The sequence below is a fragment of the Paraburkholderia sp. J10-1 genome, assembly GCF_905220165.1.
In the GTDB taxonomy this organism is placed as follows: domain Bacteria; phylum Pseudomonadota; class Gammaproteobacteria; order Burkholderiales; family Burkholderiaceae; genus Paraburkholderia.
This window is the reverse complement of the sequence record NZ_CAJMYW010000001.1, coordinates 71,965-95,152: the sequence shown is the minus strand read 5'-3', so window position 1 is coordinate 95,152 and position 23,188 is coordinate 71,965. Positions and strand designations below refer to the sequence as shown.

Here is a 23,188-nt window from a genome sequence, read left to right as displayed (position 1 = left end):
TGCTGTCGCTGAGCGGTCCTACCCGGGCGCGCCAGTCATGCAGCGAAATCGGTCGACGCAGACAGGTCCTTCCACGTTTGCGTTTCCTGCGTCACATAAGCATTTTTCGCAGCGATGGCGGCCAGGGTGTCCGTACCGAGCGGAAGGCGCAGCGGCGGGTTAGCCGCGTCGACGAGCGTGATCAATGCGGCAGCAAGCTTCGTCGGGTCGCCGGGCTGATTGTGATTCATTTGCTCGGCCTTGCGGCGAACCGCGCCCGAGGTTTCGTCGTAATCGGCGATCACGTCGGGCGCCACGACCAGCGAGGACGCATCGAGAAAATCCGTGCGGAAATACCCCGGCTCGACAACGGTTGCGTGAATGCCCAGCGGTTTCAGTTCGGCATGCAATGCTTCCGTAATGCCTTCGACGGCGAACTTCGTCGACGAGTACACGCCGAATCCGGCCGCGGCCCGATAGCCGCCAATCGATGAAATATTGATCACGTGACCCGCGCGGTTTGCGCGCATCGTCGGCAACACAGCGCGCGTGACGTTCAGCAGTCCGAATACATTCGTGTCGTACATGCGGCGCACGTCCTTGTCGGCGGATTCTTCGATCGCACCGAGCAGACCGAAGCCGGCGTTGTTGACCAGCACATCGACGCGGCCGAATTGCTCGAGCGCCAACTGCACTGCCTGCTTGGCCTGGGCCTCGTTGGTCACGTCGAGCGCAACCGGCAGCAACGCTGCCGACTCGCCCAGACGCTCAACGATAGCCTGCACGTTACGTCCGGCGGCCACGACAGCATTGCCGTTTGCGAGCGCTGCTTCGGCAATCAATGCGCCAATGCCTCGCGAAGCGCCGGTGATGAACCATACGCGTTTGAAGCCACCTTGTTGAGCGTCAGCCATGATGTCTCTCCTACGTGTGTGATGAGGTGACGCCATGGTAAGCGCGACGATTGACACGAACTAGCCGTATATTACTGGAGTGATAATCAACGTTTGTTTGCGAATCGGGGGTTCCGGAAATGAACGAAATTCGTGCGATCACCACTTTCGTGCGGGCCGCGGCGCTCGGAAGCCTGCGCGGCGCGGCGGTCGATCAAGGCATCTCGCCGCAGGCCGCGAGCCATGCGGTGATGCAATTGGAGAAGGAGCTGGGCGTGCGGCTCTTTCATCGGACCACCCGCAAGTTGAGCTTGACCGAGGAGGGCCAGCGGCTTCTTCACAGCGTGGAGCCGGCGCTCGCCATTCTGGCGTCTGCGCTCGACGAGGCCCGGCGTTCGCAAGAGGATGTGGCAGGCATGCTGCGCGTGAGCGCGCCGCGAGCATTCGGGCTCCCGGTCCTGTGGCCGTACTTCGAGGAATTCCAGAAGCGCTACCAGAACGTGCAACTCGAAGTGCAATTCGACGATCAATTCACGGATCTCGTGACCGACCGCTCCGACGTGGGATTTCGCGGTGGACCGCCGCCTTCGGGTGGGTCGATCGCACGCCGGCTGGTGCCGATTCAGCTGATCGTGTGCGCTTCGCCGGAATATATCGAGCGCAATGGCGCGCCGCGCACGATTGAGGAACTCGCTCAACATCGCTGCACCGGGTACCGCCGCGCAAACACGGGAAAGCTTGCGCAGTGGCAGTTCCGTATCGGCGACGAAATCGTCTATCGCGACGTGCCCGCCGCCATTTGCGTGAACGATACGGAACTGGAAACGCAGGCTGTGCTTTCGGGGCTCGGCATCGGGCAGTTGGGCAGCTTTAACGCCACGACGCATATTCGCAGCGGCCGGCTCATTCCGTTATTGATGGAGCACACCACCGAATACGGCACGATTTACATCTACTATAAGCATCGAACTGAACAATCGCTGCGCGTGAAGACGTTCATCGACTTCATGGTCGAGCGCATGGCCGGCAACCGGGACTTCTTTCTCGATGCGTCCGAACTTCGCGCTGCGCAGCAGCCTCAGCACAAGCGTGCTGCGAAGCGGCGTGGATAGTCGCCAGGCATTGCACCCCCCAAACGAGCAAGGTTTCCTGGCTTCTTCCTTAGTTGCCTTCGTGCGCAAAGGCGCCTGCCGCGCGAACCTTGGGCGGGCGGTCGCGCAGCAGTAGCGGCGTCAATCGCCGGTTGGCTGTCTGCGCCGCCCACTCGCAATACGCGGCGCTGCCGAGCACCCAACCCTTGAGCGTGGACTGCATCAGATTATCGACCTCGCGCTCATCAAGAGGCTGTGCGCCCAGCTCGCGGTATGACTCGTAGCGCTCGAACGGCGTATTGCCGAGCGCGCGATAGAGCGGATGTTCCTTGATGAAGCGATCGACGCGCAGCCCGACGTGGTGCGAGTAGCTCGACCACGCGTAGTTTCCCGGTTCGGCCGCAAGGCGAGCGCGCACCGGCGCATGATCGATGACCTGGCTTGCGAGCAGGAAATAGCGGTCGGGCTCGATCACGGTTGCGTGGTACCCGCCACGCCACACCGTACCGCGACGTCCATGGCGGCGGTTGAACGTTTCGACATAGCGACGGCTGACCGCCTGCATCGCCATGGCCACGCTCGACTCGTATGAAGGCGTGACGAGGAACTGCACCGCGTCGGGCATGAGTACCCACGCGTGGACTGCCAGATCGGCAACGCGCGCGGCGTCCGCCAGGCAGGCGAGAAAGTAAAGATAGTCTCCTTCGTCGAGAAATGCGGGCCCTGTGAGCCCCTGCAAGATAACGTGCTGCGGTTGTTCTGGGACGTAGTGCCGTGCGAGCCGTGTCATGCTGAATTAACCGGAAATCCGATAGGAGAAAGCGATCCGATTGGGGATCGGACGCTCGGGCGTTGTGTAACGTGAATACACGATCAAATTCTAGGGGTGGCGAGCGCGCCTCCGCGTTGCGAACAAGCCTTTTTTCTGGCCTCAGTTCACTGATTTGACGATTGCAAACGGCGTTTTTTATGCCATCGCTGAATAGCAGCGAGACATCACGCGTTGCCAGTAGGAACGATTCCCGTTGCCTCGACCATCAGGATCACCGTTTTCTCTGGCGCTCGCGGGCGATGCAGCAGGCCTTTACGTACGACAAAAGCGTGTCCCGGACTCAACTCCACGACGCGGTCCTCAAGATCAATCAGAAAGCGTCCGCTCACGACATAAAAGAACTCGTCCTCTGCGTCATGTTTGTGCCAGTGATATTCGCCTTGCACGACGCCCAGCCGAACCACCGACTGATTCACTTCACAGAGCGTCTGGTTGTACCAGGGATGGGTGTTCGCCGCCACGAGGGCAGGAATGTCGATGATTTCGCCGAATGAGTGGAGGACGTTAATACGGGTCAGATATGGAAAGGCATCGGTGCTCACATCAATCTCCATGAACGCGGGTTCGTGCGCGGGTTCGTATGGAACATGCGAGCCACTCTAGGCGATAGGCGTTCTGTGGGTCTTGCACCGGAGCGTCAGTCTTTGGTACGGGAGCGATGTTCGAGCAACTGCGCGCGGTACGCGCCGGGTGTCAGACCCATCCGGCGACGAAAGACGCGCGTAAAGTGGCTTTGGTCGGTGAAGCCGGCGGCCTGGGCGATGGCTGCGAGCGAATCGTGGCCACGAATCAATTGATCGCAGGCGAAGTCAAGCCGAAGCTGGCGCACGTACTCACCCACCGTGCAGCCAAAGTGCTTGCGGAATTCACGTGCGAGATGGTCGGCGCAAACATGGTTGTCCGAAGCAATTTCATCCAGCGTCAACGACTCGCGAAAGCGATCGTGCAGCAATGCCTCCACGCGGCCGAGCCATCGACGCGCACCGACAACCGTTGCCGCACGCGGGACGGACCGCTCGCACGCTGCAAGAAGTTCGAGTACCAGACCTTCCACGGCCAACGGCGTAGCCGAATCCTGCTCGCGGCACTCGCGCACCAGGCGGCGCATGAACGACAGCGGCGTTCCGCTGGCAAAGTCATCGGGACGATCGAGAACCCGTGTGCGGCCACCAAGCCGCTGCAGCCACGCGGGCGAAAACTCGAGATGGAGTGCCCGTCCGCCGGACCCGTACCAACAATTTGCATGCGGTACGCCTGCGGGAAAAAACGTCAGTGACATCGGGCCGTCCTCGCCACGGCGTGTCGGCCAGGATCGTGTACCGCGGCCGTCCAGCACGAAACAGAAAAACGGATTCACATGTTCGTGCTGCGGGATGATCAGATCCGTTGCGAAATGCGTCTCCACGACCGAGATGCCGTCATCGCCGTATTGCAGGGTGGTGGTGCCGAAGTAGTCGCCCGGTTCAAGTACCCTCAGCATGGGACGGCTCCCAAAGAAACGTTGCAGTCGATATTACACACTTCGATTTGTACTGGCGTGTATCTACTGCGTGCGTCGGTACATGCGTCTACAAAACGATCGATTCATGAAATGACTGGGATACACCCTCGCGTTCCAATAGCGCGTAGCGGGCCGCAAGGTTCATGTTATTTGTCGCGAGCGAAGCGCGCGACGGGAAAGTGAGGGATTTCAGTTATGGGTTCATTGAGCATTTGGCACTGGATGATCGTTCTCCTAATCGTGGCACTAATTTTCGGTACGAAGAAGCTACGAAACATTGGCGGCGATCTGGGCGGTGCGGTGAAGGGATTCAAGGAGGGCATGGCGCAAAGCGAAACGCCCGAAACGCCGCGTGAATTGCCGAGCAGCGGCGCGGTCGACATGGAAGCAAAGGACGTGAAGCGTTCACGCGATTTCCGCTAACCATTAGCGTTTTAGTCTGATCCAGCGGTAGAACGGGGTAAAACGGACGATGAACGAGCGGGAAAATTCGGCCATTTTGCGCGCCGCCGGAGCAAGTGCGCGCATGGAGGTGCAATATGGATCGCGGCCGCTGCATCTCTGCGCGGCAACGACAGGAGGTGGTCATGAAATCGAACCTGCGATACGCCTTGTGTGCGTTTTTTCTGTTGACCGCTGCTGGGATCGCTCAAGCCCAGTCGGCGAGTGCGCCAATGGACGCGTCGATGGCGCCGTCCACGACGCAGGCAGCGCCCAGCGCGACGAAGTCGGACCGCGCACTCGCCCGTGCTGTGCGGCGTGCGTTGTCCAGAGCGCAAGGGTTCAACGTTTCCGGCGTTTTCGTTCGCGCGCGTAGCGGCGCCGTGACGCTGAGCGGAACGGTTCGCACTGGCGATCAGATCCGCCAGGCGGAAGAGGTTACGCGTTCGGTGCAGGGCGTCACTTCGGTATCGAACAAGCTAACGCTCTTTCACGGCGGGAACGGTTGAATACACCGCGGTGGCAAACAGGCAGGACATCCGGTTCGTGCGCTGATTGCACGGGACGCAATTGGCGCACAGTTCACGTCGATAGGCCTGCAAGCGTGATTACGGCGACAAAGACACCAAGCGGCACCAGGTGCGTGAAGTCGCGGTGACGCAGAACAGTCAAAACCGCAGCCGCAATGATTAGCGCCCCAAGCGCCAGGCCAGCCATGCGACTGGCGGGAAGCGCAATCAGCAGGGCGCACGTCACTTCCAGTGTGCCGGTCAACCGGCCCCACCAGCGCGGGTAACCCCACCGGGCGAAATCGCTTTGCGCCGCGGGCGTGCCGATCGCGTTGAAGACGCCCGCGCCAAAGAAGCCGGCAACGAGAAGCCAGATCGAAAGCGTATGGATCATCTCAGCGCCCGCCCATCAGCAGCGAAATTGCCGTGAAGACCATCACCGCGGCTGTCGCGCCGTGCATGCCGAAGGCGCTTTTGGCGGAGCCTTTCGCCGCCAGAATGACCAGCATGTCGCCCGTAGGGATGCAGGCTTGCGCAAGCAGCAGGATGCCGATCGCCAGAGGCGTGCCCCACCCCATGAACGCGAGCACCGCCAATCCCGACGCAATGTCGCGCACGCCCTTGAGGCGAAGCCACCAGGCCATGTTGGCGCCGTTTTCGGGAAGCGGCAGGCCGAAACTGCGTGTCGCAGTCCTTGGCCTCACAAGATATAGGGTTCCGATCACGATAATCGCGACGGCGAGGAACAGCGCTAGTCCAATCGAAAGCTGATGCATCGCGTAGTCCTATGCTTCGGGGTATAGTGGAAGAATATAATCTAGCATTGCTAGAATTTCAAGCTTCCGTATCATCGCGAGGCATGTGGACCATCGCAGTCAGGGAGACGAAAAGTTGAGTATCGCGGAGCGCAAAGGCAGGCAACGGGCAGAGCGCGAGTCGCGCATCGTCGCGGCAGCGCGGTTGATCGCTGAGCGCGAAGGCTGGGATGCCGTAACGGTTCGCCGCCTCGCCGAAGAGATTGAATATAGCCAGCCGGTTCTCTACTCGCATTTCGAGAACAGGGATGCAATCGTGGCTGCGGTTGCCGTCGAGGGTTTCCAGGAGCTTGCCGTCGCGCTTCAGGACGCAGCGCGTGGATCGACCGGGCAACAGAACGCCCTCGAAAATGTCGCCATGGCCTATCTCGGCTTTGCCGTGCGTTGTCCTGCACTCTACGAGGCCATGTTTACGCTGCCGACGAATCTGCTGTTTGCTGAGGCCGAGACGCGGCCAGAACTGCGCGCGGGTTTCGAAGCGCTTGCATCGGTCGTCGCGCCGTTTTGCACCGATGTCGAGGACGTGACCGAGACGTTTTGGGCCGCCCTGCATGGGCTCGCGGAACTCGAACGTTCAGGACGAATCCGCCCCGGCGCGCGGGCTGCACGCATCATGTGGATGGTTCGGGCAGTTGTCGTTGCCGGTAATCCTCGCTGAAATAAAAAATGGCGCCGCAGGCATTGAGCCTGCGGCGCCATTGCGTGGCGCTACGGTGGGGCGCTACAACAACAAAACCCCCGCACCGTACCCCAACATCACACTTACATCGTCACCGTATCGGCGACTTCCTTGAAGTCTTCGATCTTGTCGAAGTTCATGTACTGATAGATCTTGTCGCCGTTGGCGTTCAGCACGCCCATGTCGGCCATGTACTCTTCCTTGGTCGGGATCTTGCCCAGACGCGAGCAGATCGCAGCCAGTTCCGCCGAGCCGAGGTACACGTTCGTGTTCTTGCCCAGACGGTTCGGGAAGTTACGCGTCGAGGTCGACATGACCGTTGCGCCTTCGCGCACCTGTGCCTGGTTACCCATGCACAGCGAGCAGCCCGGCATTTCGGTACGCGCACCCGCCGTGCCGAACACGCCGTAGTGGCCTTCCTCGGTCAGCTGCTTCTGGTCCATCTTGGTCGGCGGCGCGACCCACAGCTTGACCGGAATGTCGCGCTTGCCTTCGAGCAGCTTCGAAGCCGCACGGAAGTGACCAATGTTGGTCATGCACGAACCGATGAACACTTCGTCGATCTTGGCGCCGGCCACGTCCGACAGCGTCTTCACGTCGTCCGGATCGTTCGGGCAGGCCACGATCGGCTCGTGAATGTCGGCCAGATCGATTTCGATGACGGCAGCGTACTCGGCGTCCGCATCCGGTTGCAGCAATTGCGGGTCGGCGAGCCACGCTTCCATCGCCTTGATACGGCGCTGGAGGCTGCGCGGGTCCTGGTAGCCCTGGGCGATCATCCACTTCAGCAGCGTGATGTTGCTGTTGAGGTATTCGATGATCGGTTCCTTGTTCAGGTGCACCGTGCAACCGGCGGCCGAACGCTCAGCCGATGCATCCGACAGTTCGAACGCTTGCTCGACCTTCAGGTCGGGCAGGCCTTCGATTTCGAGAATGCGGCCCGAGAAAATGTTCTTCTTGCCTTGCTTGGCGACCGTCAGCGTGCCTTGCTTGATGGCCCACAGCGGGATCGCGTTGACGAGGTCACGCAGGGTCACGCCCGGCTGCATCTTGCCCTTGAAGCGCACGAGCACCGATTCCGGCATGTCCAGCGGCATCGTGCCGGTGGCGGCGGCGAAGGCGACCAGACCCGAACCTGCCGGGAAGCTGATACCGATCGGGAAGCGCGTGTGCGAGTCGCCGCCGGTGCCGACGGTGTCGGGCAGCAGCATGCGGTTCAGCCACGAGTGGATCACGCCGTCGCCCGGACGCAGCGCGATACCGCCGCGCGTGCTGATGAAGTTCGGCAGCGTCTGGTGCGTCTTGACGTCAACCGGCTTCGGATAGGCTGCCGTGTGGCAGAACGACTGCATGACGAGGTCGGCCGAGAAGCCGAGGCACGCGAGGTCCTTCAGTTCGTCGCGCGTCATCGGGCCCGTGGTGTCCTGCGAGCCCACCGAGGTCATCTTCGGTTCGCAGTACGTGCCCGGGCGCACGCCCTGGCCTTCCGGCAGACCGCACGCGCGGCCAACCATCTTCTGCGCGAGCGAGAAGCCCTTGCCGCTGTCGGCCGGCTGCTGCGGCAGGCGGAACAGCGTCGACGGGGCCAGACCCAGCGCTTCACGCGCCTTGGCGGTCAGGCCGCGGCCGATGATCAGCGGAATGCGGCCGCCGGCGCGCACTTCGTCGAACAGCACGTCGGACTTGACCTGGAATTCGGAGATAACTTCGCCGTTCTTCAGTGCCTTGCCTTCGTACGGACGCAGTTCGACGACGTCGCCCATTTCCATCTTCGACACGTCGAGTTCGATCGGCAGCGCGCCGGCGTCTTCCATCGTGTTGTAGAAGATCGGAGCGATCTTGCCGCCGAGGCACACGCCGCCAAAGCGCTTGTTCGGGATGAAGGGGATGTCTTCACCCGTGAACCACAGCACCGAGTTGGTGGCCGACTTGCGCGAGGAGCCGGTGCCGACCACGTCGCCCACGTAGGCGACCAGGTGACCCTTTTCCTTCAGCGATTCGATGAACTTGATCGGGCCGCGCTTGCCGTCTTCTTCCGGGGTGATGCCGGGGCGCGCGTTCTTCAGCATGGCGAGCGCGTGCATCGGGATGTCCGGGCGGGTGGTGGCGTCCGGGGCCGGCGAGAGGTCGTCGGTGTTGGTTTCGCCCGTCACCTTGAACACGGTGATGGTCAGGCTTTGCGGCACTTCCGGACGGCTCGTGAACCATTCGGCGTCGGCCCAGCTTTGCAGCACGGCCTTGGCGTTGGCGTTGCCCTTGTCGGCCAGTTCCTTGACGTCGTGGAACTGGTCGAACATCAGCAGGGTTTTCTTCAGCGACTCGGCGGCCACCTTGCCCACTTCGGCGTCGGCCAGCAGCTCGATCAGCGGGGCGATGTTGTAGCCGCCCAGCATCGTGCCGAGCAGTTCGGTGGCGCGAGCGCGCGAGATCAGCGCGCAGGCGGTTTCGCCCTTGGCCACGGCGGCGAGGAAGCCAGCCTTCACGCGGGCAGCTTCGTCAACGCCTGCGGGCACGCGGTTCGTGATCAGGTCGACCAGCGTTTGCTCTTCGCCCGCGGGCGGGTTTGCCAGCAGTTCCACCAGTTCGGCGGTCTGCTGAGCCGTGAGAGGCAGGGGGGGAATGCCGAGCGCGGCGCGTGCGGCTACGTGAGCGCGATAGTTTTCAAGCATTGGGGGACCTACTGGTATTGCGTTTGAAGGCGAAGGCTTTTCGGGCACTTCGATGCTTTTCCAGGCACTGCTTTGAGCGCAATTTTAATTGGAATGCCGTCTAACGTCAAATGTCTTATGTCTTATATAAGAGTTGGGCTAGACCCCAATGACGGCGTGGAAAAGCCTGCGATTTTGTCGGAGAGCTTGCGGCCGGACGCTTTGCAAAGCTTTCGATTCGCTTTCTTAACGGGAGCAATCACCGCCTGCTGCGCGCAGCAGGGCCCGGCATGCTCCATGCATCGACGTAGGTGTGCGCGCGAGGCGTGAGGAAAACGGCTTGCGCGCTCCGAACCGGCAAAGGAGGCAGTCGATCATGAAGTCAACCCCACGCTACGAAGTGAATGTTTGCGGCGGCGATTTCCAGCATGTGAGGGAATGCTTTCGTGCATGGAAAACGGAAACGCTCATCTACCGCCAGGACCAGAAGATGTTCGAGGGCCGCAATGAGGTGCGGCCGCTGGCCAGGCGCGAGTACGAGAACACGGAGCAGGCGCGCAAGGCGCTGCAAAACGCTTGCAGCCCGCACGATCGCTACGCGCTGGCGGCCGAAGTGAGCAACGGCGAGCGCGACATGTGGATCGTGATGGCGGCTTATCGGGAATGAACGATGGGCGCAGCCTCGGCGCGAGCCGGGGCGCGCCGGTGCGAGGCTGAAAGAGGGGAGCGGGGTAGAAAAATTACAAGCGCGGCGCGCGGCAATTGCAATTGCCGCGCACGAGAGCGGGATCAGATCAGGCGTGGCGGCCGGCCATCACGCCGCCGTCCACGGGCAGCACGGTGCCCGTGATCCACGAAGCGTGAGGCGAGGCGAGAAAGAGCATGGCCTCGGCAACATCCGCGGGCTGACCATTGCGCCCGAGCGGATGAAACGCGTTGAACCCCGGCAGCGTTTTGCTGACCTCGTCTTCGGTCATGAAGGTGCGATAGACCGGCGTTTCCACGACGCCCGGCGCGACGGTATTGATGCGGATATGCGCGGGCGCGAGTTCGATGGCGAGATTGCGCGTGAGCGCATGCACGCCCGCATTCGCCGCCGAATAGGCCGCGGAAGGCGTGGCGCCGATGGCCTGCAGCGCCCAGAGCGAACCTGTTTGCACGATGGCGCCGCCGCCGCGTTTGAGCATGGCTTTGGCCGCGGCCTGCGCCATGAAGAACTTGCCCTTGAGGATCGTGTCGAGAAAGCCGTCGTATTCGGCCTCGGTTACGTCGAGAAACGCTCTGGGCCGGAAAATGCCGGCGTTGTTGATGAGAATGTCGACGCCGCCGAACGCCTCGGTTGCGAGGTCCACCAGCGCAACCGCGGTGGCGGGCAGCGCGATGTCGCCGGCATGAAAGCGCACGCTCGCGCCCGAAGGGTCGATTTGCGCAGCCGCTTCACGCAACTTCGCCTCGTCGCGCCCGCCGATGACGACGCGCGCGCCGCCCGTCACGAGGCGCGCGGCGACTTCCTTGCCGATGCCGGAGCCGCCGCCGGTAACAATGGCGACCTTGGACACAAAATCAAAAGAAAAACTATGGGTCATGGTGGACTCCTCGAAGTCACGGAATGGAGGGCGACGCTGGCGCAATGGAACCCATCTGCCGCTACGTCTACAGCGCCCATTCTGTTCCCGTGCTCATGCGGCCACAAATCAGATATTCTGTGCCTCATTGATAGAAAAACTTTAGATCATGAAGACGCCGGTCTACCTCAACGCCATGCGTGCATTCGAAGCGAGCGCGCGGCATCAGAGCTTTTCTGCCGCGGCGGCCGAGTTGAATGTGACGCCTGCCGCCGTTGGCCAGCTCGTGCGCAGTCTCGAAGACTGGCTCGGCACGCCTCTGTTCGTACGCGGCAGCGGCGGACGCGCGCGGCTGGTGGCGACGGAAGTGGCCGAGCGTGCGCTGCCCGATATCCGCGCGGGGTTCGATCGCTTGAGTCTCGGGCTGGAACGCCTGAAGGAAGGATCGGCGAACGGTGTGCTGACGGTCACGGTGAGCCCGGCGTTCGCCGCCAAATGGCTCCTGCCGCGCATCGACCGCTTTCAGGCCGCGTGGCCGGAGACCGACGTGCGTCTGGACACGAGCCTGAAACTGCTCGACTTCGTTGCGCAGGGCGTCGATATCGGCGTGCGCTATGGGGCGGGCGCGTGGCCAGGGCTCGCTGCCGAAAAGCTCATGGACGAGGAGATTTACCCCGTCTGTTCGCCTGCCGTGCGCCGCGCCGGCAAATGGCGCGCGCCGCGCGATCTCACCCGCGCGCCGCTCATTCACGATCTCTCCGTGGACAGCCATGCGGGCTTTGCTTCGTGGCAGGCGTGGTTCGGGAGCGTGGGCGTGACGCTCGCACCAGCCAGCCGCGGCATGAAGATCAACAACTCGGCTGCGGTGCTGCAAGCCGCGATAGAGGGCCACGGCGTCGCGCTCGCGCGCAGCGTCATGGTGCGCGACGATCTGGCCGCTGGCCGGCTCGTGCGTCTCTTTCCGGAAGTCACCTTGACATCGGCGCTGGCGTATTACGTGGTCTATCGGCCCGAATGCGCGAGTCTGCCTCGCCTCGTGGCGTTTCGTGATTGGCTGAAGGACGAGGCGCGACGCGGTGCGCAAGCGTCGCCAACGCGTGTTCGCGGCGCACTCAAGGCGGTAGCATCCACGAAGTGATGTCATGCACGACTTCGCTTTCGATGCCGTTGAAACCGTGATACGCAAGCGCCCCGCACGCCTCGCCGCGTGAAGTACCACCGGAGACGAGCGTCAACGTCGTTCTTGGCGATTGCGTGAGCTTTTGCATGAGCGCGTCCGTTCCGGACACCGGACAGAGCTTGCAGGCGTCGTCCTTGTTGTGCACTACGAGCACGGGAATCTTGAGCGCGGCGAGGTTCATGCCGGTGACCGGGTCGCCGCCCCGGTTTTCGCGCAGGATGGTCGAGGTGAGCACGATGCCGTCGGGGCCCGCGCCGGAGTTTGCGTTTGAATTTGCGTTCGAATTTGCGCTATTGGCGAGCGCAATGGCGATGGCCGCCACCGACTGCGTGCCGCGACTCGTGCCGACGAGCCAGACCGGCACGTGTAGTTGTGCGCGCAACCATGCAATCACGGCGCGCGCGTCCTCGGCGTGTTCGGGCGTGAGGCGAAAGCCGTCCAGGTAGGGCGGCGACTGCCGGTCGCTCGGTGCGTCGACGACCGCCACGGCAACGCCGTCGTCAACGAACAGCGTGCGGGTACGCACGAGAAAGTTGTTGGCGCCCCAGCCGAAGTTTCCCTGCGGGTCCAGTTGCAGGCCGCCATGCCCGCCTGCGTAAAGAATCGCAACTGCCTTCGGCGCCTCCGGCGTGATGAAAAGAAAGCGCTGGGTGACGCCGGGCCGCGTTGGAATGTCGACGACCTTGGGCGCGCTTTGCGCGTGGCCCAGCAAGGACAACACTGCGAGCGCGAACGTCAGCAGCGACGCACGCAGCCATTGTGAAGCGATGCGCGCGCCCATCACTGCGCGGGCTAGCTCAGCGCCCTGCGAGCATGCGCCCGCCGAGCCCGATCAGCACAACGCCCACTACCGAGTCGAGCGCGGCTTTGCGCCGAACGAGGAACTGTCGCACTGAGGGATGCGAGGCGAGCAGGGCCATCGTGCAATACCAGGCGCACGAGATGAGAATGGCGATCACGACGACGGCCGCCTCGAGCCAACGCGGCGCGGCGGCGGGCACCATCAACGCGAAGATGCTGCCGTAGAACGCAATGGCCTTGGGATTCGTCATGCTGACGACATAGCCTTTTTTCGCGGCCGCCCAACCCGATGCGCCCGCCTGCGTCGAGACCTCCAGGGGGTGGCGCGCGGTGAGGAGCATCTTCGCGCCGAGCCAGATGAGATAGGCCGCGCCCGCGACGCGCAGCCCGGTGCCGATCCACGCGACATGAGCGACGATCAGGCTCAAGCCCGCGATGGCGATCCACGCCCATGTGCCTGAAGCGGCGGCGAGGCCCAGGCCGGTCGCGAGACCCGCGCGGCGCGAAGCCACCGCCGTCGAGGTGACGATGACGAAGTTCGGCCCCGGGCTGGCGACGCTCAGAAGCAGCACGCCCGAAAGCGCGAGCAGGACATTGAAATAGTTCACGATGGCAGGTTCCGCGGCAGGTTCGATGCGCGTTCAATCGACGCGTCGATCAGTTCGTCATGATACTCCGCGCGACTCCGGGGTTCGGCGCAGTTGCCTTCAGCTGAGGTATTGTTTTGTCTGGCTTGGGCTGGGCTTCTGCCGCTTGGCCTACGTCGTGCGAATGTCTGAGCCATCTGAAAACCGACTGATCGAATCAACTGAACGGAGCCATCGCCATGATCACTTCCACTGCCGCACGCCGCGCCGCCTTCCGCGCCAAGGTCAACGAACGCCGCGGCCTGCTCGTGCCGGGCGCCTTCAACGCCATGAGCGCCCGCGTGATCGAGGACGCCGGCTTCGAGGCGCTCTACCTCACGGGTGCGGGCGTGACCAACATGTCGTTCGGCCTGCCCGATCTCGGTTTCGTCGGGCTCTCCGACATTGCCGAGCACACGGCGCGCGTGCGCGACGCCGTCAACCTGCCGCTCATCGTCGACGCCGACACGGGCTTCGGCAACGCGCTGAACGTGCGCCAGACCGTGCGCACGCTCGAGCGCAGCGGCGCCGACGCGATCCAGTTCGAAGACCAGATCATGCCGAAGAAGTGCGGCCACTTCGCCAACAAGGAAGTGATCGGCGCAAGCGAGATGGTCGGCAAGATCCGCGCGGCCGTGGACGCGCGCGAAGACGGCAACCTGCTCATCATGGCGCGCACCGACGCGGCCGCCGTGCACGGCATTGAAGACGCGATTGCGCGCGGCCATGCGTTTATCGAGGCGGGCGCGGACATTCTCTTTATCGAAGCCACGGAAAAGCTCGAGGACATCGAGCGCCTGCCGAAGCTCATCGACGCCCCGCAGCTCATCAACATCGTAATTGGCGGCAAGACGCCGGTGCAGTCGCGCGAAGCGTTGGCGGGCCTCGGCTACGCGCTGGTGCTGTACGCGAACGCGGCACTGCAAGGCGCGGTGGTCGGCATGCAGCGGGCGCTCGGGCAATTGCGCGCGAACGGCCGTCTCGACGAAGACGCGAATATCGTCGCGCCGTTCGCCGAGCGTCAACGTCTCGTGAACAAGCCGCTCTTCGACCGGCTCGATCGCGAGTACGCACCGAAGGACTGAACGCCCACACCCCGGCATTTTGAGGAACAAGAGGAGGAGACACGCATGTCGAATGAAGCGGACTCTGCGCGGCGATTTCGGTGATCGTGTCGCTGCGCATGCCTGAAACGCGCGGGCGCCGGGCAGAGTCCGCGTAATGCCAGTTAGCGGGCGCGGCGCCTCACGAAGCGCTGCTCCGTGACCTGCGTGCCCCACTGGCTTCCTTCGAGTTCCTCCGCCAGTTCGAAGCCGAACGACTCGTATAGATGCCGCGCGGCGTCGAGGCCCTTGAACGTCCACAGGTAAGTCTCGGCGTAGTGCGCATCGACGAACTGCATCGCGCTCGTCATCATCTGCCTGCCGATCCCGGTGCCGCGCAGCGAGTCGTCCACGATGAACCAGCGCAGATGCGCGACGCCTGCGTTGCCGTGCTCGTTTCCGTCGATGGCAAGCGAAGCCAGTATGCGATCGCGCTCCACCGCGAGCCACAGCGCACGGCCTTCGGCGGGCAACGCGCCGGCGAATTCGGCCAACTCCGTCGCTACCTTCTTTTCGAAGTAAGCGCCAAAGCCCCAGTTCGCTGCGTAGAACCGCGCGTGCAGACTCGCAATGTCGCCAATACAGCCGGTGCGGTAGCCTTCCACGACCTGTACGCCCACTGTCGACGCGGTCGTGCTTTCCTCGTTGGGGTTGTCGTGCGCGAGCGCGTCGGCGTAGAGCGCGAGCGCGCGCACGAGCGCCTGTTGATCGGCGGGAACCAGCCGCCGCAGCGCGTTGGAAACCTGGTCCGTGGCGAAGCGGTCGATCTTTGCGCGCAACTTTTGGCCCGCCGCGCTCAGGCTCAGTTCGGAGGAGCGCGCGTCGTCGTCGGCGGTCTTGCGTTTGACGAGACCGGCCGCCTCGAGCCGCGCAACCTGGCGGCTCGTGTTCGACTTGTCGAGCCGCAGGATATCGCCCAACGCCCGCGCGTTGATGCCAGGCTGCGCGCCGATCTCGATGATGGCGTGCACGGCGGAAGGGGCGAGATCGCTGTCTGCGAGCGTCGTGCGCATGAAGCCCAGTTCGCGCACGAGCCGCCGCGAGAACTCGCGCAGCTCGAGAATGGTCGTCTCGCGGGGCTGGGCGGGCACGTCGACAAAATCCATGAGAGTCTCCGCTATGGTCTTCTTGCGATTGGTTGCGAGTCGCAACCATTAGAGGCCAATATAGGCGGCCATGAAGGATAACGCAAGTTCGGAGCGCTGGCGGGAAATTGCCGTTCGACCCTTCAGTCGTTCAGGCTTCAGAAGCGAAAGGGCGGGCGACGCAATCCGCGTTCGCCCGCCCTTTTTTCAAAGCGGCGTTCTTGTGGGTCGACCGTTCAGTCGATTACCTTGTTGCCGGTTTCCTCGAACAAGGAAACGGCGATGAGCGAAATCAGCACGCAGCCGATCATGTACCACGCGGGCGCCATCTTGTTGCCCGTGACATGGATGAGCCAGCCGGCCACGAGTTGAGCCGTGCCGCCGAACACCGACACCGCAATCGCGTACGCGCTCGACATATAGCCTGCGCGCAGATGCTTCGGAAAGTTTTCCGGCATCAACGCGTAAGCGGGCGCGGAGCCCATCGTGTAGCAGAGCATGAGCACGATGAGCGCGCCGAGCACGACCGGCAGCGAAGGAAAGTGCGTCATGAGCCAGAACGCCGGGTAGAGCAGCAGGATCAGCGCGACGCGACCGATCACCGTGAGCGGTTTGCGGCGGCCCATGCGGTCCGACCACGCGCCGTAGATCGGGCACATCACGAGCGAGATCGTGCTGGACGCCACGCCCGCGAGGATCGACATCTTCGGTGGCAGTCCCAGGTACTGGATGCAGTAGGTCGGCATGTAGTACATCATCACGTACGTCGACACCGACATGCCCATGACCGCGAAGATCGTGAGGAACCAGTTGCGCACGTACAGGCCGCGTTTCGGGTCGTTGCGGTCCGCGACCACGCGCTGTGCGGGCGGCTCCTCGCGAATGTGCCGGCGCAGATAGATGCCGACCGGCGCGATGAGCGTGCCGAGCAGAAACGGAATGCGCCAGCCCCAGCTATGCATCGTCTCTGCGGAGAGCAGAAAGCCAAGGCTTGCCGCAAGACCCGAGCCGAGCAGCGCCGCCGCGCCCTAGCTGGCAAGCTGCCAGCTTGCGCGAAAGCCGCGGCTCGCTTGTCCGCCCATTTCGAGCAGCGTGGCCGTTGCCGCGCCGAATTCGCCGCCTTGCGCGAAGCCCTGCACGAGGCGGGCGAGGACGATGAGCAGCGGCGCAGCGATACCGATCTGCGCATAAGTGGGCGCAAGACCGATGGACGCGGAACCCACCGCCATCAGCAGGATGGTGAGCGTGAGCGCCGGCTTGCGGCCCGCGCGGTCGGCGTAGCGGCCGAGCACGATGCCGCCGAGCGGGCGCATGACGAAGCCCACGGCGAACACCGCGAACGCGAGCAGCAGCGACGTGACCTGGCTGTCGGCCGGAAAGAACTGATGGCCGATCGTCAGCGCGAAATAGCTGTAGACCGTGAAGTCGAAGAATTCGAGCAGGTTGCCGATCACCGCCGCGAGAACGATCTTGCGCTGGTAGCCAGGGGAGATTGCGACTTCGTCGGTTGTTTTCAGAAGCGGTTCAGTGGCGGCGTTCATGCACGGTCCTTGCTGAGGAAGCGTTCGACGAGACGCGTCCAGAACGCAGCGCCAATGGTCAAGTTCTCGTCGTTGAAGTCGTAGCGGGCGTTGTGCAGCATCGGCCGGCCTTCGCCATTGCCAAGGCGTACGAAACAACCGGGGCGCTGCTGCAGGTAGTACGCGAAGTCTTCGCTACCCGCGATCGGCGGGAACGGCGCGATGACGTGCTCCGGCCCGACCAGTTCCTCGGCCACCTGGCGGGCAAATTCGGTTTCGGCTTCGCTGTTGATGAGCACCGGATAGCCGCGGATAAAGTCGATGTCCACCTTCGCGCCGTAGCTTTGCGCCTGCGCCTCGACGAGCGCGCGGATGCGGGCTTCGAGCGTCGCGCGCACTTCGGGCGAGAACGAGCGCACGCTCATTTCGAGCACGGCGTCTTCGGGAATCACATTCGGCGCATGGCCCGAACGGAACGCGCCAACGGTCACGACCGCGGCTTCGTTTGGGTCGACGTTGCGCGACACCACCGACTGCAAGGCCATCACGATGCTGCTGCCCACGAGCACCGGGTCCACGGCCAGATGCGGGCGCGCCGCGTGGCCGCCCTTGCCGTGAACGCGCAGCTTGACGGTGTCGCAAGCGGCCATGAGCGGGCCGGCGCGAAAGCCGAACGTGCCGGTGGGCACGCCCGGATGATTGTGCAGACCGAAGATCGCTTCGCAGGGGAAGCGATCGAACAGGCCGTCGGCGATCATGCGCTCGGCGCCGCTGTCCGAGCCGGCTTCCTCGGCGGGCTGGAAGATCAGGTGGACCGTGCCGTCGAAGTTGCGCGTTTTGGCGAGCTGGCGCGCCGCGCCGAGCAGGACCGCGGTGTGGCCGTCGTGGCCGCATGCGTGCATCTTGCCCGCGTGCACGCTTGCATAGTCGAGGCCGGTCAGCTCCTGGATCGGCAGGGCGTCCATGTCGGCGCGTACGCCTACCGTGCGCGCGCTCGTGCCCGCCTTGAGCGACGCCACCACGCCGTGGCCGCCCACGTGGCGCGTGACTTCGTAGCCCCAGGCCGCGAGCTTGTCCGCGACGAAGCGCGATGTGTCGGCTTCCTCGTACGAGAGTTCAGGGTGCTTGTGGAGGTGATGACGGATTTCGTCGAGTTCCGAACGGGCTTCGGCCAGGTCGGCGATTTCGCAGTAGTGGTGCTCGCTCACGGGGACTCCTTATTGGAATTGGTTTGGGCAAAAGCCGAAGGCCGAGTATTGCATCGACGAAAAACTCGACCCATGACGGAAAAGCGCCGAAAATGTTGACTTGAAGTCAACGGTTAATTGTCGCGGCGCAGCAAGGCAATGCGCGCAAAAGGAGCCACGCAGTGCGGGGAAAAGCAGATCGGGAAGATGCGGCGCGAGGCGCGATTGACGATATCGGCGAGCGGCCGTTGCGCTATCTGGCCGAAATTGCGGCGGCGGGCGGCGTGCGCATGGCCGCCGAGGCGCTGGGCGTCAACGCATCGGTCATCAGCCGCCAGGTGGCGGCGCTGGAGCGGCGGCTGCGCTTTTCGCTGATCGAGCGGCGCGGGCGCAACGTGGCCGTGACCGAGATCGGTCAGGTGCTCGTGGACCACTATCGCGACGGTCAGCGTCGCCAGCGCGATCTGGCCGCGCGGCTGGAGGAGTACCGGCACCTGAGGCGCGGGCGCGTGGCGCTAGGCGTGGGCGAGGGCTTCATCGGCAATCTGATCGCGCGAGCGCTGCAGCGATTTTCGATGACGTACCCCGACATTCTCGTGGAGATTCGCTCGGGGCCGACGCCGGTCGTGCTCTCGCTCGTGCGCGACGACGTGGTCGATATCGGCCTCTGCACGCGCACCTCCGACGACCCCGCGATGCGCATTCATCCGTTTGCGTCGCGGCCGCTTTGCGCGCTCGTCGCGCCCTCGCACCGCTTTGCGAAGTTGCAGAAGGTGGCGCCCGCCGAACTCGCCGGCGAGCGACTGATCTTCATGACCGAGTCGTTCGGCGTGCAGCACTTCGTGCAGTCGCTGTTCGACGACGCGCGCCTGAATGTGATGCCCGCCTATCGCGTGGATCTTTTCAATACGGCGCAGACGCTCGCGGCCGCCGGGCTCGGTGTGGCATTCATGTCGTCGATCACGGCGCGCCGCGGCATCGATCTGGGCGAACTGGTGGCCGTGCCGATCGATCATCCGATTGCAGCGGGCTTTTCAAGCCAGATGGTCACGCGCGTGGGCCGCAGGCTCTCGCCCGCGGCGGATCACCTGAGGAAGCAGCTTGCGCAGAGTTTTCTGGAGTCGGCGGAGAAGTAACGGCGTGTCGTTGCGTGCGCAACGGATCGGGTCGGTAGCGGCTCGGTTGCCGATCTATTATTCCTGCGCCGAAGGCGCATCCCCAATCCTCAACACCGCGTCGCGCTTGGCTAGCAAATGCTGCCGCAAGATCGCCGCGAGCCGCTTGCCGTCGCGCGCGTCGAGCGCTTCGAGCATTTCGCCGTGCTCATGAATCGCGCGATCCCACTTCGGGGTCTCGAAGTTCGAGCGAAACCGCAGCGCCTGCAAGCGGCGGTTCACGGCGATATACGTTTGCCGCAGCGCCGAATTGCGCGCCGCTTCGTTGATCTTGTCGTGAATCGCCTGATTGCGGCTGTAGTAACCGGCCAGATCGTTCTGCGCGCGGCAGGCGAGCATGGCGTAGTGCAGCGCCTTGATCTCGGCGATCTCGGCCGCGGTGATCCGCTCGCAAGCCAGTTCGCCTGAAAACGCTTCGAGCCCGCTCATGAGTTCGAAGGTCTCGCGCAGTTCCGCCTCCGACATCTTCGAGACCGAAGCGCCGCGATTCGGCGAAATCTCGATCAAGCCTTCGGACGCGAGCACCTTCAGCGCTTCGCGCAACGGCGTGCGCGAAATGCCCAGGGTTTCGCACAGTTCGCGTTCGTTGAGCTTGCGGCCGGCCTCGAGCACGCCTTCCACGATGAACCGCCGCAGATGATCGACGACGGTGTCGTGGAGTTGCTGGCGCGGAATAGGCGGCAGTTCCGGGCTAACGGCGACGGGGTTCAGGTTCGGGTTTTGCATGCAAAAGGCATTTCCATCGATTTTCAGCGAATTCTAGCCCAAGGACCGGACACCATAGAAGCAAGCGGTGATTGGGGTAAACCACGTCGGAATTCTCTGTCTACGTAAGGGCTGACTGGATTATAGTTTTTTGCATGCAAAATTCAAAAACAGGAGCGATTGCATGTTGAAGCTCGATTTCCATCCCGCTGGTCGTCACTTCCTGCAGATTCCTGGGCCGAGCCCGGTGCCCGATCGCATCCTGCGCGCGATGAGCTATCCGACCATCGACCATCGCGGCCCCGAGTTCGGCGTGCTCGGGCTCAAGGTGCTGGAAGGCATCAAGAAGATCTTCAAGACCCAGCAGCCGGTGGTGATCTACCCGGCATCGGGCACCGGCGCGTGGGAAGCCGCGCTCGCCAACACGCTGAGCCCCGGCGACACGGTGCTGATGTATGAAACGGGTCATTTCGCGACGTTATGGAAGCAGATGGCCGAGCGCCTTGGCCTGAAGCCGGAGTTTCTCGGCCTGCCTGGCATTGAAGGCTGGCGGCGCGGCGTGCAGCCGGACCTGATCGAAAAGCGTCTGCGCGAAGATGCGCAGCACACGATCAAGGCCGTTTGCGTGGTGCACAACGAGACCTCGACCGGCGTGACCTCCGACATCGCCGCAGTGCGCCGCGCAATCGACGCCGCCGGGCATCCGGCGCTGCTGCTCGTCGACACGATTTCTGGCCTCGCGAGCGCGGACTACCGGCACGACGAGTGGGGCGTGGACGTGACCGTCTCCGGCTCGCAGAAGGGCCTCATGCTGCCGCCGGGCATCAGCTTCAATGCGGTTTCGGCGAAGGCGCTGGCAGCCAGCGAGCAGGCAAAGCTGCCGCGCAGCTTCTGGGGCTGGACCGAGATCATCGAGATGAACAAGAGCGGCTACTGGCCGTACACGCCCAACACGAACCTGCTCTACGGCCTTTCCGAAGCGCTCGACATGCTGCAGGACGAAGGGCTCGACAACGTGTTCGCGCGGCATCAGCGTCTTGGCGAGGCGTGCCGGCGCGCGGTGCGCGCGTGGGGCCTCGAGATCCAGTGCGTCGACCCCGCCGTCTACAGCCCGGTGCTCACGGGCGTGATGATGCCCGAAGGCGTGGACGCGGATGCGGTTCGCAAGATCATCTACGAGCGCTTCGATCTTTCGCTCGGCACGGGCCTTGGCAAGGTCAAGGGGCGCATGTTCCGCATCGGGCACCTGGGCGACTGCAACGATCTCACGCTGCTGGCCGCGTTGGCCGGCTGCGAGATGGGCCTGCGCATTGCGAACGTGCCCTTGAAGGACAGCGGCTTGCCGGCGGCGATGGAATATCTGGCGGCGCAGCCCAATGTGGTTTCGCTGAAAGCAGCCTGAAACAGGAGTCCTTCTCACATAAGAAGCACATGCCGCGCACGGGGCGCGGCATGACAGGCTGATTTCCCAGGCGCTGCCACGCGCAGCCAGGTTGTTCCCATGCCGGACGCCCCTGCAAGAAGGGCGAAGCGGCCGATAGAACCAGCAACGGAGACAGACGATGAAACGGTATCGATTGACGAGCGCGAGCAGCATCGTGCTGATCATGCTCTGCATCATGTACTTCATCACCTACCTCGATCGTGTGAACGTGAGCACGGCGGCGGCGGGCTTCGGCAAGGAGTTCCAGCTATCGCACACCGAAGTAGGGCTGGTTTTTTCGGCGTTTGCGTATCCGTATCTACTGTTTCAGATTATTGGCGGCTGGGTGAGCGACCGCTTCGGCGCGCGCCGCACGCTGCTTTTCTGCGGCGCTGTGTGGGGTGTGGCCACGGTGCTCACGGGCATGGCGGGCGGTCTCGCCTCCCTGCTCGCCGCGCGCCTTTTGCTCGGTTTCGGTGAGGGCGCAACGTTTCCCGCCTCGACCTCGGCCATGTCGCGCTGGGTCGCAAAAGAGCGGCGCGGCTTCGCGCAGGGCATCACGCACTCCGCGTCGCGCATCGGCAATGCGGTGGCGCCCGCAGTCGTGGTGCTCGTGATGGCGCGCTACGGCTGGCGCGAATCGTTCTATGTGTGCGGCGCGCTCAGCCTGCTGTGGGTGGTGGTGTGGGCGTTCACGTTCACCGAGCACCCGAAGGATCACCCGCGCATTACCGAGGCCGAACTCGCCATTCTGCCGCCGCCCAAGCCGCGCGTGACTGGCCTGCCGTGGATGGCGCTCTTCAAGCGCATGATTCCGGTGACGATCGTCTACTTCTGCTACGGCTGGACGCTGTGGCTTTTCCTGAGCTGGATTCCGCAATACTTCCTGCACAACTATCACCTGCAGCTGGGCAAGTCGGCGATCTTCGCCTCGGTGGTGTTCCTCGCGGGCGTGGTGGGCGACACGCTCGGCGGCCTCGTGACCGACTGGCTTCTCAAGCGCACCGGCAACCTCAAGCGCGCGCGCAGCTGGATGGTCTCGGTTTGCATGTTCATCACGTTGATCGTGCTGGTGCCGCTGATGTTCGTCCATGATCCGGTTATTTCGATGACATGCCTCGCGGCGGGTTTCTTCTTCGCCGAAATGACCATCGGCCCGATGTGGGCGATCCCCATGGACATCGCACCGGAATTCTCCGGAACGGCGAGCGGCATGATGAATACGGGCTCGGCATTGGCCGCGATCATCTCGCCCGTGGTGGGCGGCTTTCTGATCGACCACTTCGGCAACTGGGATCTGCCGTTCGTGGGCAGCATGGTGCTGATGGGGTGCGGCGTGATTCTCGCGTTCCGCATGCAGCCCGAGAGCCGCTTCGAGCTGGGCAAGCAGGCTGAAGCGACCGCAGGTTCTCATCAGGGAGTGTGAACGG

At 63.4% G+C, this 23,188-nt stretch carries 23 protein-coding genes and 1 pseudogene; 10 read left to right on the top strand and 14 right to left on the bottom strand.

Annotation, left to right across the window (positions count from 1 at the left end; genetic code table 11):
• Positions 1–35: 35 nt before the first annotated feature.
• Positions 36–893: an oxidoreductase gene (locus tag U5A65_RS00450; protein WP_321913265.1), complete on the bottom strand. Its 858-nt coding sequence runs from the start codon at positions 891–893 to the stop codon at positions 36–38.
• A 119-nt stretch (positions 894–1,012) separates the two neighbouring features.
• On the opposite strand from U5A65_RS00450, the gene U5A65_RS00445 reads away from it, so the two are divergent.
• A complete protein-coding gene (locus U5A65_RS00445) occupies positions 1,013–1,984 on the top strand; it encodes a LysR family transcriptional regulator (RefSeq protein WP_321936950.1) in 972 nt (323 codons plus the stop codon).
• 49 nt (positions 1,985–2,033) lie between these two features.
• Here the strand turns inward: U5A65_RS00445 and U5A65_RS00440 are convergent, their stop codons facing one another.
• The 3 genes from U5A65_RS00440 to U5A65_RS00430 all read right to left on the bottom strand — a co-directional run bounded on the left by U5A65_RS00440 (position 2,034) and on the right by U5A65_RS00430 (position 4,275).
• Entirely contained in the window at positions 2,034–2,753 is a 720-nt protein-coding gene (locus U5A65_RS00440) for a transposase (protein ID WP_321945117.1), read from the bottom strand.
• Between the two features lie 206 nt (positions 2,754–2,959).
• Positions 2,960–3,337 carry a cupin domain-containing protein gene (locus U5A65_RS00435; protein ID WP_321913268.1) on the bottom strand — a complete coding sequence of 126 codons (378 nt, stop codon included), beginning with the start codon at positions 3,335–3,337 and terminating at the stop codon, positions 2,960–2,962.
• A gap of 95 nt (positions 3,338–3,432) precedes the next feature.
• Positions 3,433–4,275: an AraC family transcriptional regulator gene (locus U5A65_RS00430; protein WP_321945116.1), complete on the bottom strand. Its 843-nt coding sequence runs from the start codon at positions 4,273–4,275 to the stop codon at positions 3,433–3,435.
• Positions 4,276–4,491: 216 nt separating this feature from the next.
• On the opposite strand from U5A65_RS00430, the gene tatA reads away from it, so the two are divergent.
• Entirely contained in the window at positions 4,492–4,719 is a 228-nt protein-coding gene (tatA, locus tag U5A65_RS00425) for a Sec-independent protein translocase subunit TatA (RefSeq protein ID WP_321936956.1), read from the top strand.
• Between the two features lie 164 nt (positions 4,720–4,883).
• Positions 4,884–5,246: a BON domain-containing protein gene (locus U5A65_RS00420; protein ID WP_321913271.1), complete on the top strand. Its 363-nt coding sequence runs from the start codon at positions 4,884–4,886 to the stop codon at positions 5,244–5,246.
• A 73-nt stretch (positions 5,247–5,319) separates the two neighbouring features.
• Here U5A65_RS00420 and U5A65_RS00415 read toward each other — a convergent pair whose 3' ends face one another.
• Together U5A65_RS00415 and U5A65_RS00410 are read right to left on the bottom strand one after the other, a co-directional pair.
• Positions 5,320–5,640, bottom strand: a complete 321-nt coding sequence (locus U5A65_RS00415; protein WP_321913272.1) for a DoxX family protein — start codon at positions 5,638–5,640, stop codon at positions 5,320–5,322.
• Between the two features lies 1 nt (position 5,641).
• Entirely contained in the window at positions 5,642–6,022 is a 381-nt protein-coding gene (locus U5A65_RS00410; RefSeq protein WP_321945115.1) for a DUF4267 domain-containing protein, read from the bottom strand.
• Between the two features lie 85 nt (positions 6,023–6,107).
• On the opposite strand from U5A65_RS00410, the gene U5A65_RS00405 reads away from it, so the two are divergent.
• The gene (locus U5A65_RS00405) at positions 6,108–6,719 is read left to right on the top strand and encodes a TetR/AcrR family transcriptional regulator (protein WP_321913274.1); all 612 of its coding nucleotides are present in this window, start codon (positions 6,108–6,110) and stop codon (positions 6,717–6,719) included.
• A 104-nt stretch (positions 6,720–6,823) separates the two neighbouring features.
• Here the strand turns inward: U5A65_RS00405 and acnB are convergent, their stop codons facing one another.
• On the bottom strand, positions 6,824–9,409 hold the full coding sequence (acnB, locus tag U5A65_RS00400) for a bifunctional aconitate hydratase 2/2-methylisocitrate dehydratase (RefSeq protein WP_321913275.1): 2,586 nt from the start codon (positions 9,407–9,409) through the stop codon (positions 6,824–6,826).
• Positions 9,410–9,764: 355 nt separating this feature from the next.
• On the opposite strand from acnB, the gene U5A65_RS00395 reads away from it, so the two are divergent.
• Complete coding sequence (locus U5A65_RS00395) at positions 9,765–10,055, top strand: hypothetical protein (protein ID WP_321913276.1); 291 nt, start codon at positions 9,765–9,767, stop codon at positions 10,053–10,055.
• A gap of 127 nt (positions 10,056–10,182) precedes the next feature.
• Here the strand turns inward: U5A65_RS00395 and U5A65_RS00390 are convergent, their stop codons facing one another.
• The gene (locus U5A65_RS00390) at positions 10,183–10,974 is read right to left on the bottom strand and encodes an SDR family oxidoreductase (RefSeq protein ID WP_321945114.1); all 792 of its coding nucleotides are present in this window, start codon (positions 10,972–10,974) and stop codon (positions 10,183–10,185) included.
• Positions 10,975–11,122: 148 nt separating this feature from the next.
• Between U5A65_RS00390 and gcvA the strand changes: the two genes are divergently transcribed.
• Complete coding sequence (gene gcvA, locus U5A65_RS00385; protein ID WP_321945113.1) at positions 11,123–12,091, top strand: transcriptional regulator GcvA; 969 nt, start codon at positions 11,123–11,125, stop codon at positions 12,089–12,091.
• Here the strand turns inward: gcvA and U5A65_RS00380 are convergent.
• Both U5A65_RS00380 and U5A65_RS00375 read right to left on the bottom strand, forming a co-directional pair.
• Entirely contained in the window at positions 12,066–12,914 is an 849-nt protein-coding gene (locus U5A65_RS00380; RefSeq protein ID WP_321945112.1) for an alpha/beta hydrolase, read from the bottom strand. The genes gcvA and U5A65_RS00380 overlap by 26 nt on opposite strands.
• Before the next feature lie 16 nt (positions 12,915–12,930).
• Positions 12,931–13,542 (bottom strand): LysE family translocator, encoded by a 612-nt coding sequence (locus U5A65_RS00375; RefSeq protein WP_415764027.1) that lies wholly within the window; start codon positions 13,540–13,542, stop codon positions 12,931–12,933.
• A gap of 218 nt (positions 13,543–13,760) precedes the next feature.
• Here U5A65_RS00375 and U5A65_RS00370 point away from each other — a divergent pair, with 218 nt between their 5' ends.
• Positions 13,761–14,645 (top strand): oxaloacetate decarboxylase, encoded by an 885-nt coding sequence (locus tag U5A65_RS00370; protein ID WP_321945111.1) that lies wholly within the window; start codon positions 13,761–13,763, stop codon positions 14,643–14,645.
• 143 nt (positions 14,646–14,788) lie between these two features.
• Here the strand turns inward: U5A65_RS00370 and U5A65_RS00365 are convergent, their stop codons facing one another.
• The 3 genes and pseudogenes from U5A65_RS00365 to U5A65_RS00350 all read right to left on the bottom strand — a co-directional run bounded on the left by U5A65_RS00365 (position 14,789) and on the right by U5A65_RS00350 (position 18,476).
• On the bottom strand, positions 14,789–15,769 hold the full coding sequence (locus U5A65_RS00365) for a helix-turn-helix domain-containing GNAT family N-acetyltransferase (RefSeq protein ID WP_321945110.1): 981 nt from the start codon (positions 15,767–15,769) through the stop codon (positions 14,789–14,791).
• A gap of 215 nt (positions 15,770–15,984) precedes the next feature.
• A pseudogene (locus tag U5A65_RS40890) lies at positions 15,985–17,289 on the bottom strand (MFS transporter).
• Positions 17,286–18,476, bottom strand: coding sequence for a M20 aminoacylase family protein (locus U5A65_RS00350; protein ID WP_321913283.1), 1,191 nt, complete (start codon positions 18,474–18,476; stop codon positions 17,286–17,288). The pseudogene U5A65_RS40890 and the gene U5A65_RS00350 overlap by 4 nt, the downstream one beginning before the upstream one ends.
• 161 nt (positions 18,477–18,637) lie before the next feature.
• Between U5A65_RS00350 and U5A65_RS00345 the strand changes: the two genes are divergently transcribed.
• A complete protein-coding gene (locus U5A65_RS00345; protein WP_321945108.1) occupies positions 18,638–19,591 on the top strand; it encodes a LysR family transcriptional regulator in 954 nt (317 codons plus the stop codon).
• Between the two features lie 57 nt (positions 19,592–19,648).
• On the opposite strand, the gene U5A65_RS00340 is transcribed toward U5A65_RS00345, so the two are convergent.
• Positions 19,649–20,356: a GntR family transcriptional regulator gene (locus U5A65_RS00340; protein WP_321945107.1), complete on the bottom strand. Its 708-nt coding sequence runs from the start codon at positions 20,354–20,356 to the stop codon at positions 19,649–19,651.
• Between the two features lie 163 nt (positions 20,357–20,519).
• Between U5A65_RS00340 and U5A65_RS00335 the strand changes: the two genes are divergently transcribed.
• The gene (locus U5A65_RS00335; protein ID WP_321945106.1) at positions 20,520–21,737 is read left to right on the top strand and encodes a pyridoxal-phosphate-dependent aminotransferase family protein; all 1,218 of its coding nucleotides are present in this window, start codon (positions 20,520–20,522) and stop codon (positions 21,735–21,737) included.
• Between the two features lie 160 nt (positions 21,738–21,897).
• Positions 21,898–23,184: an MFS transporter gene (locus U5A65_RS00330; RefSeq protein ID WP_321945105.1), complete on the top strand. Its 1,287-nt coding sequence runs from the start codon at positions 21,898–21,900 to the stop codon at positions 23,182–23,184.
• The last annotated feature ends 4 nt before the right edge of the window (positions 23,185–23,188 follow it).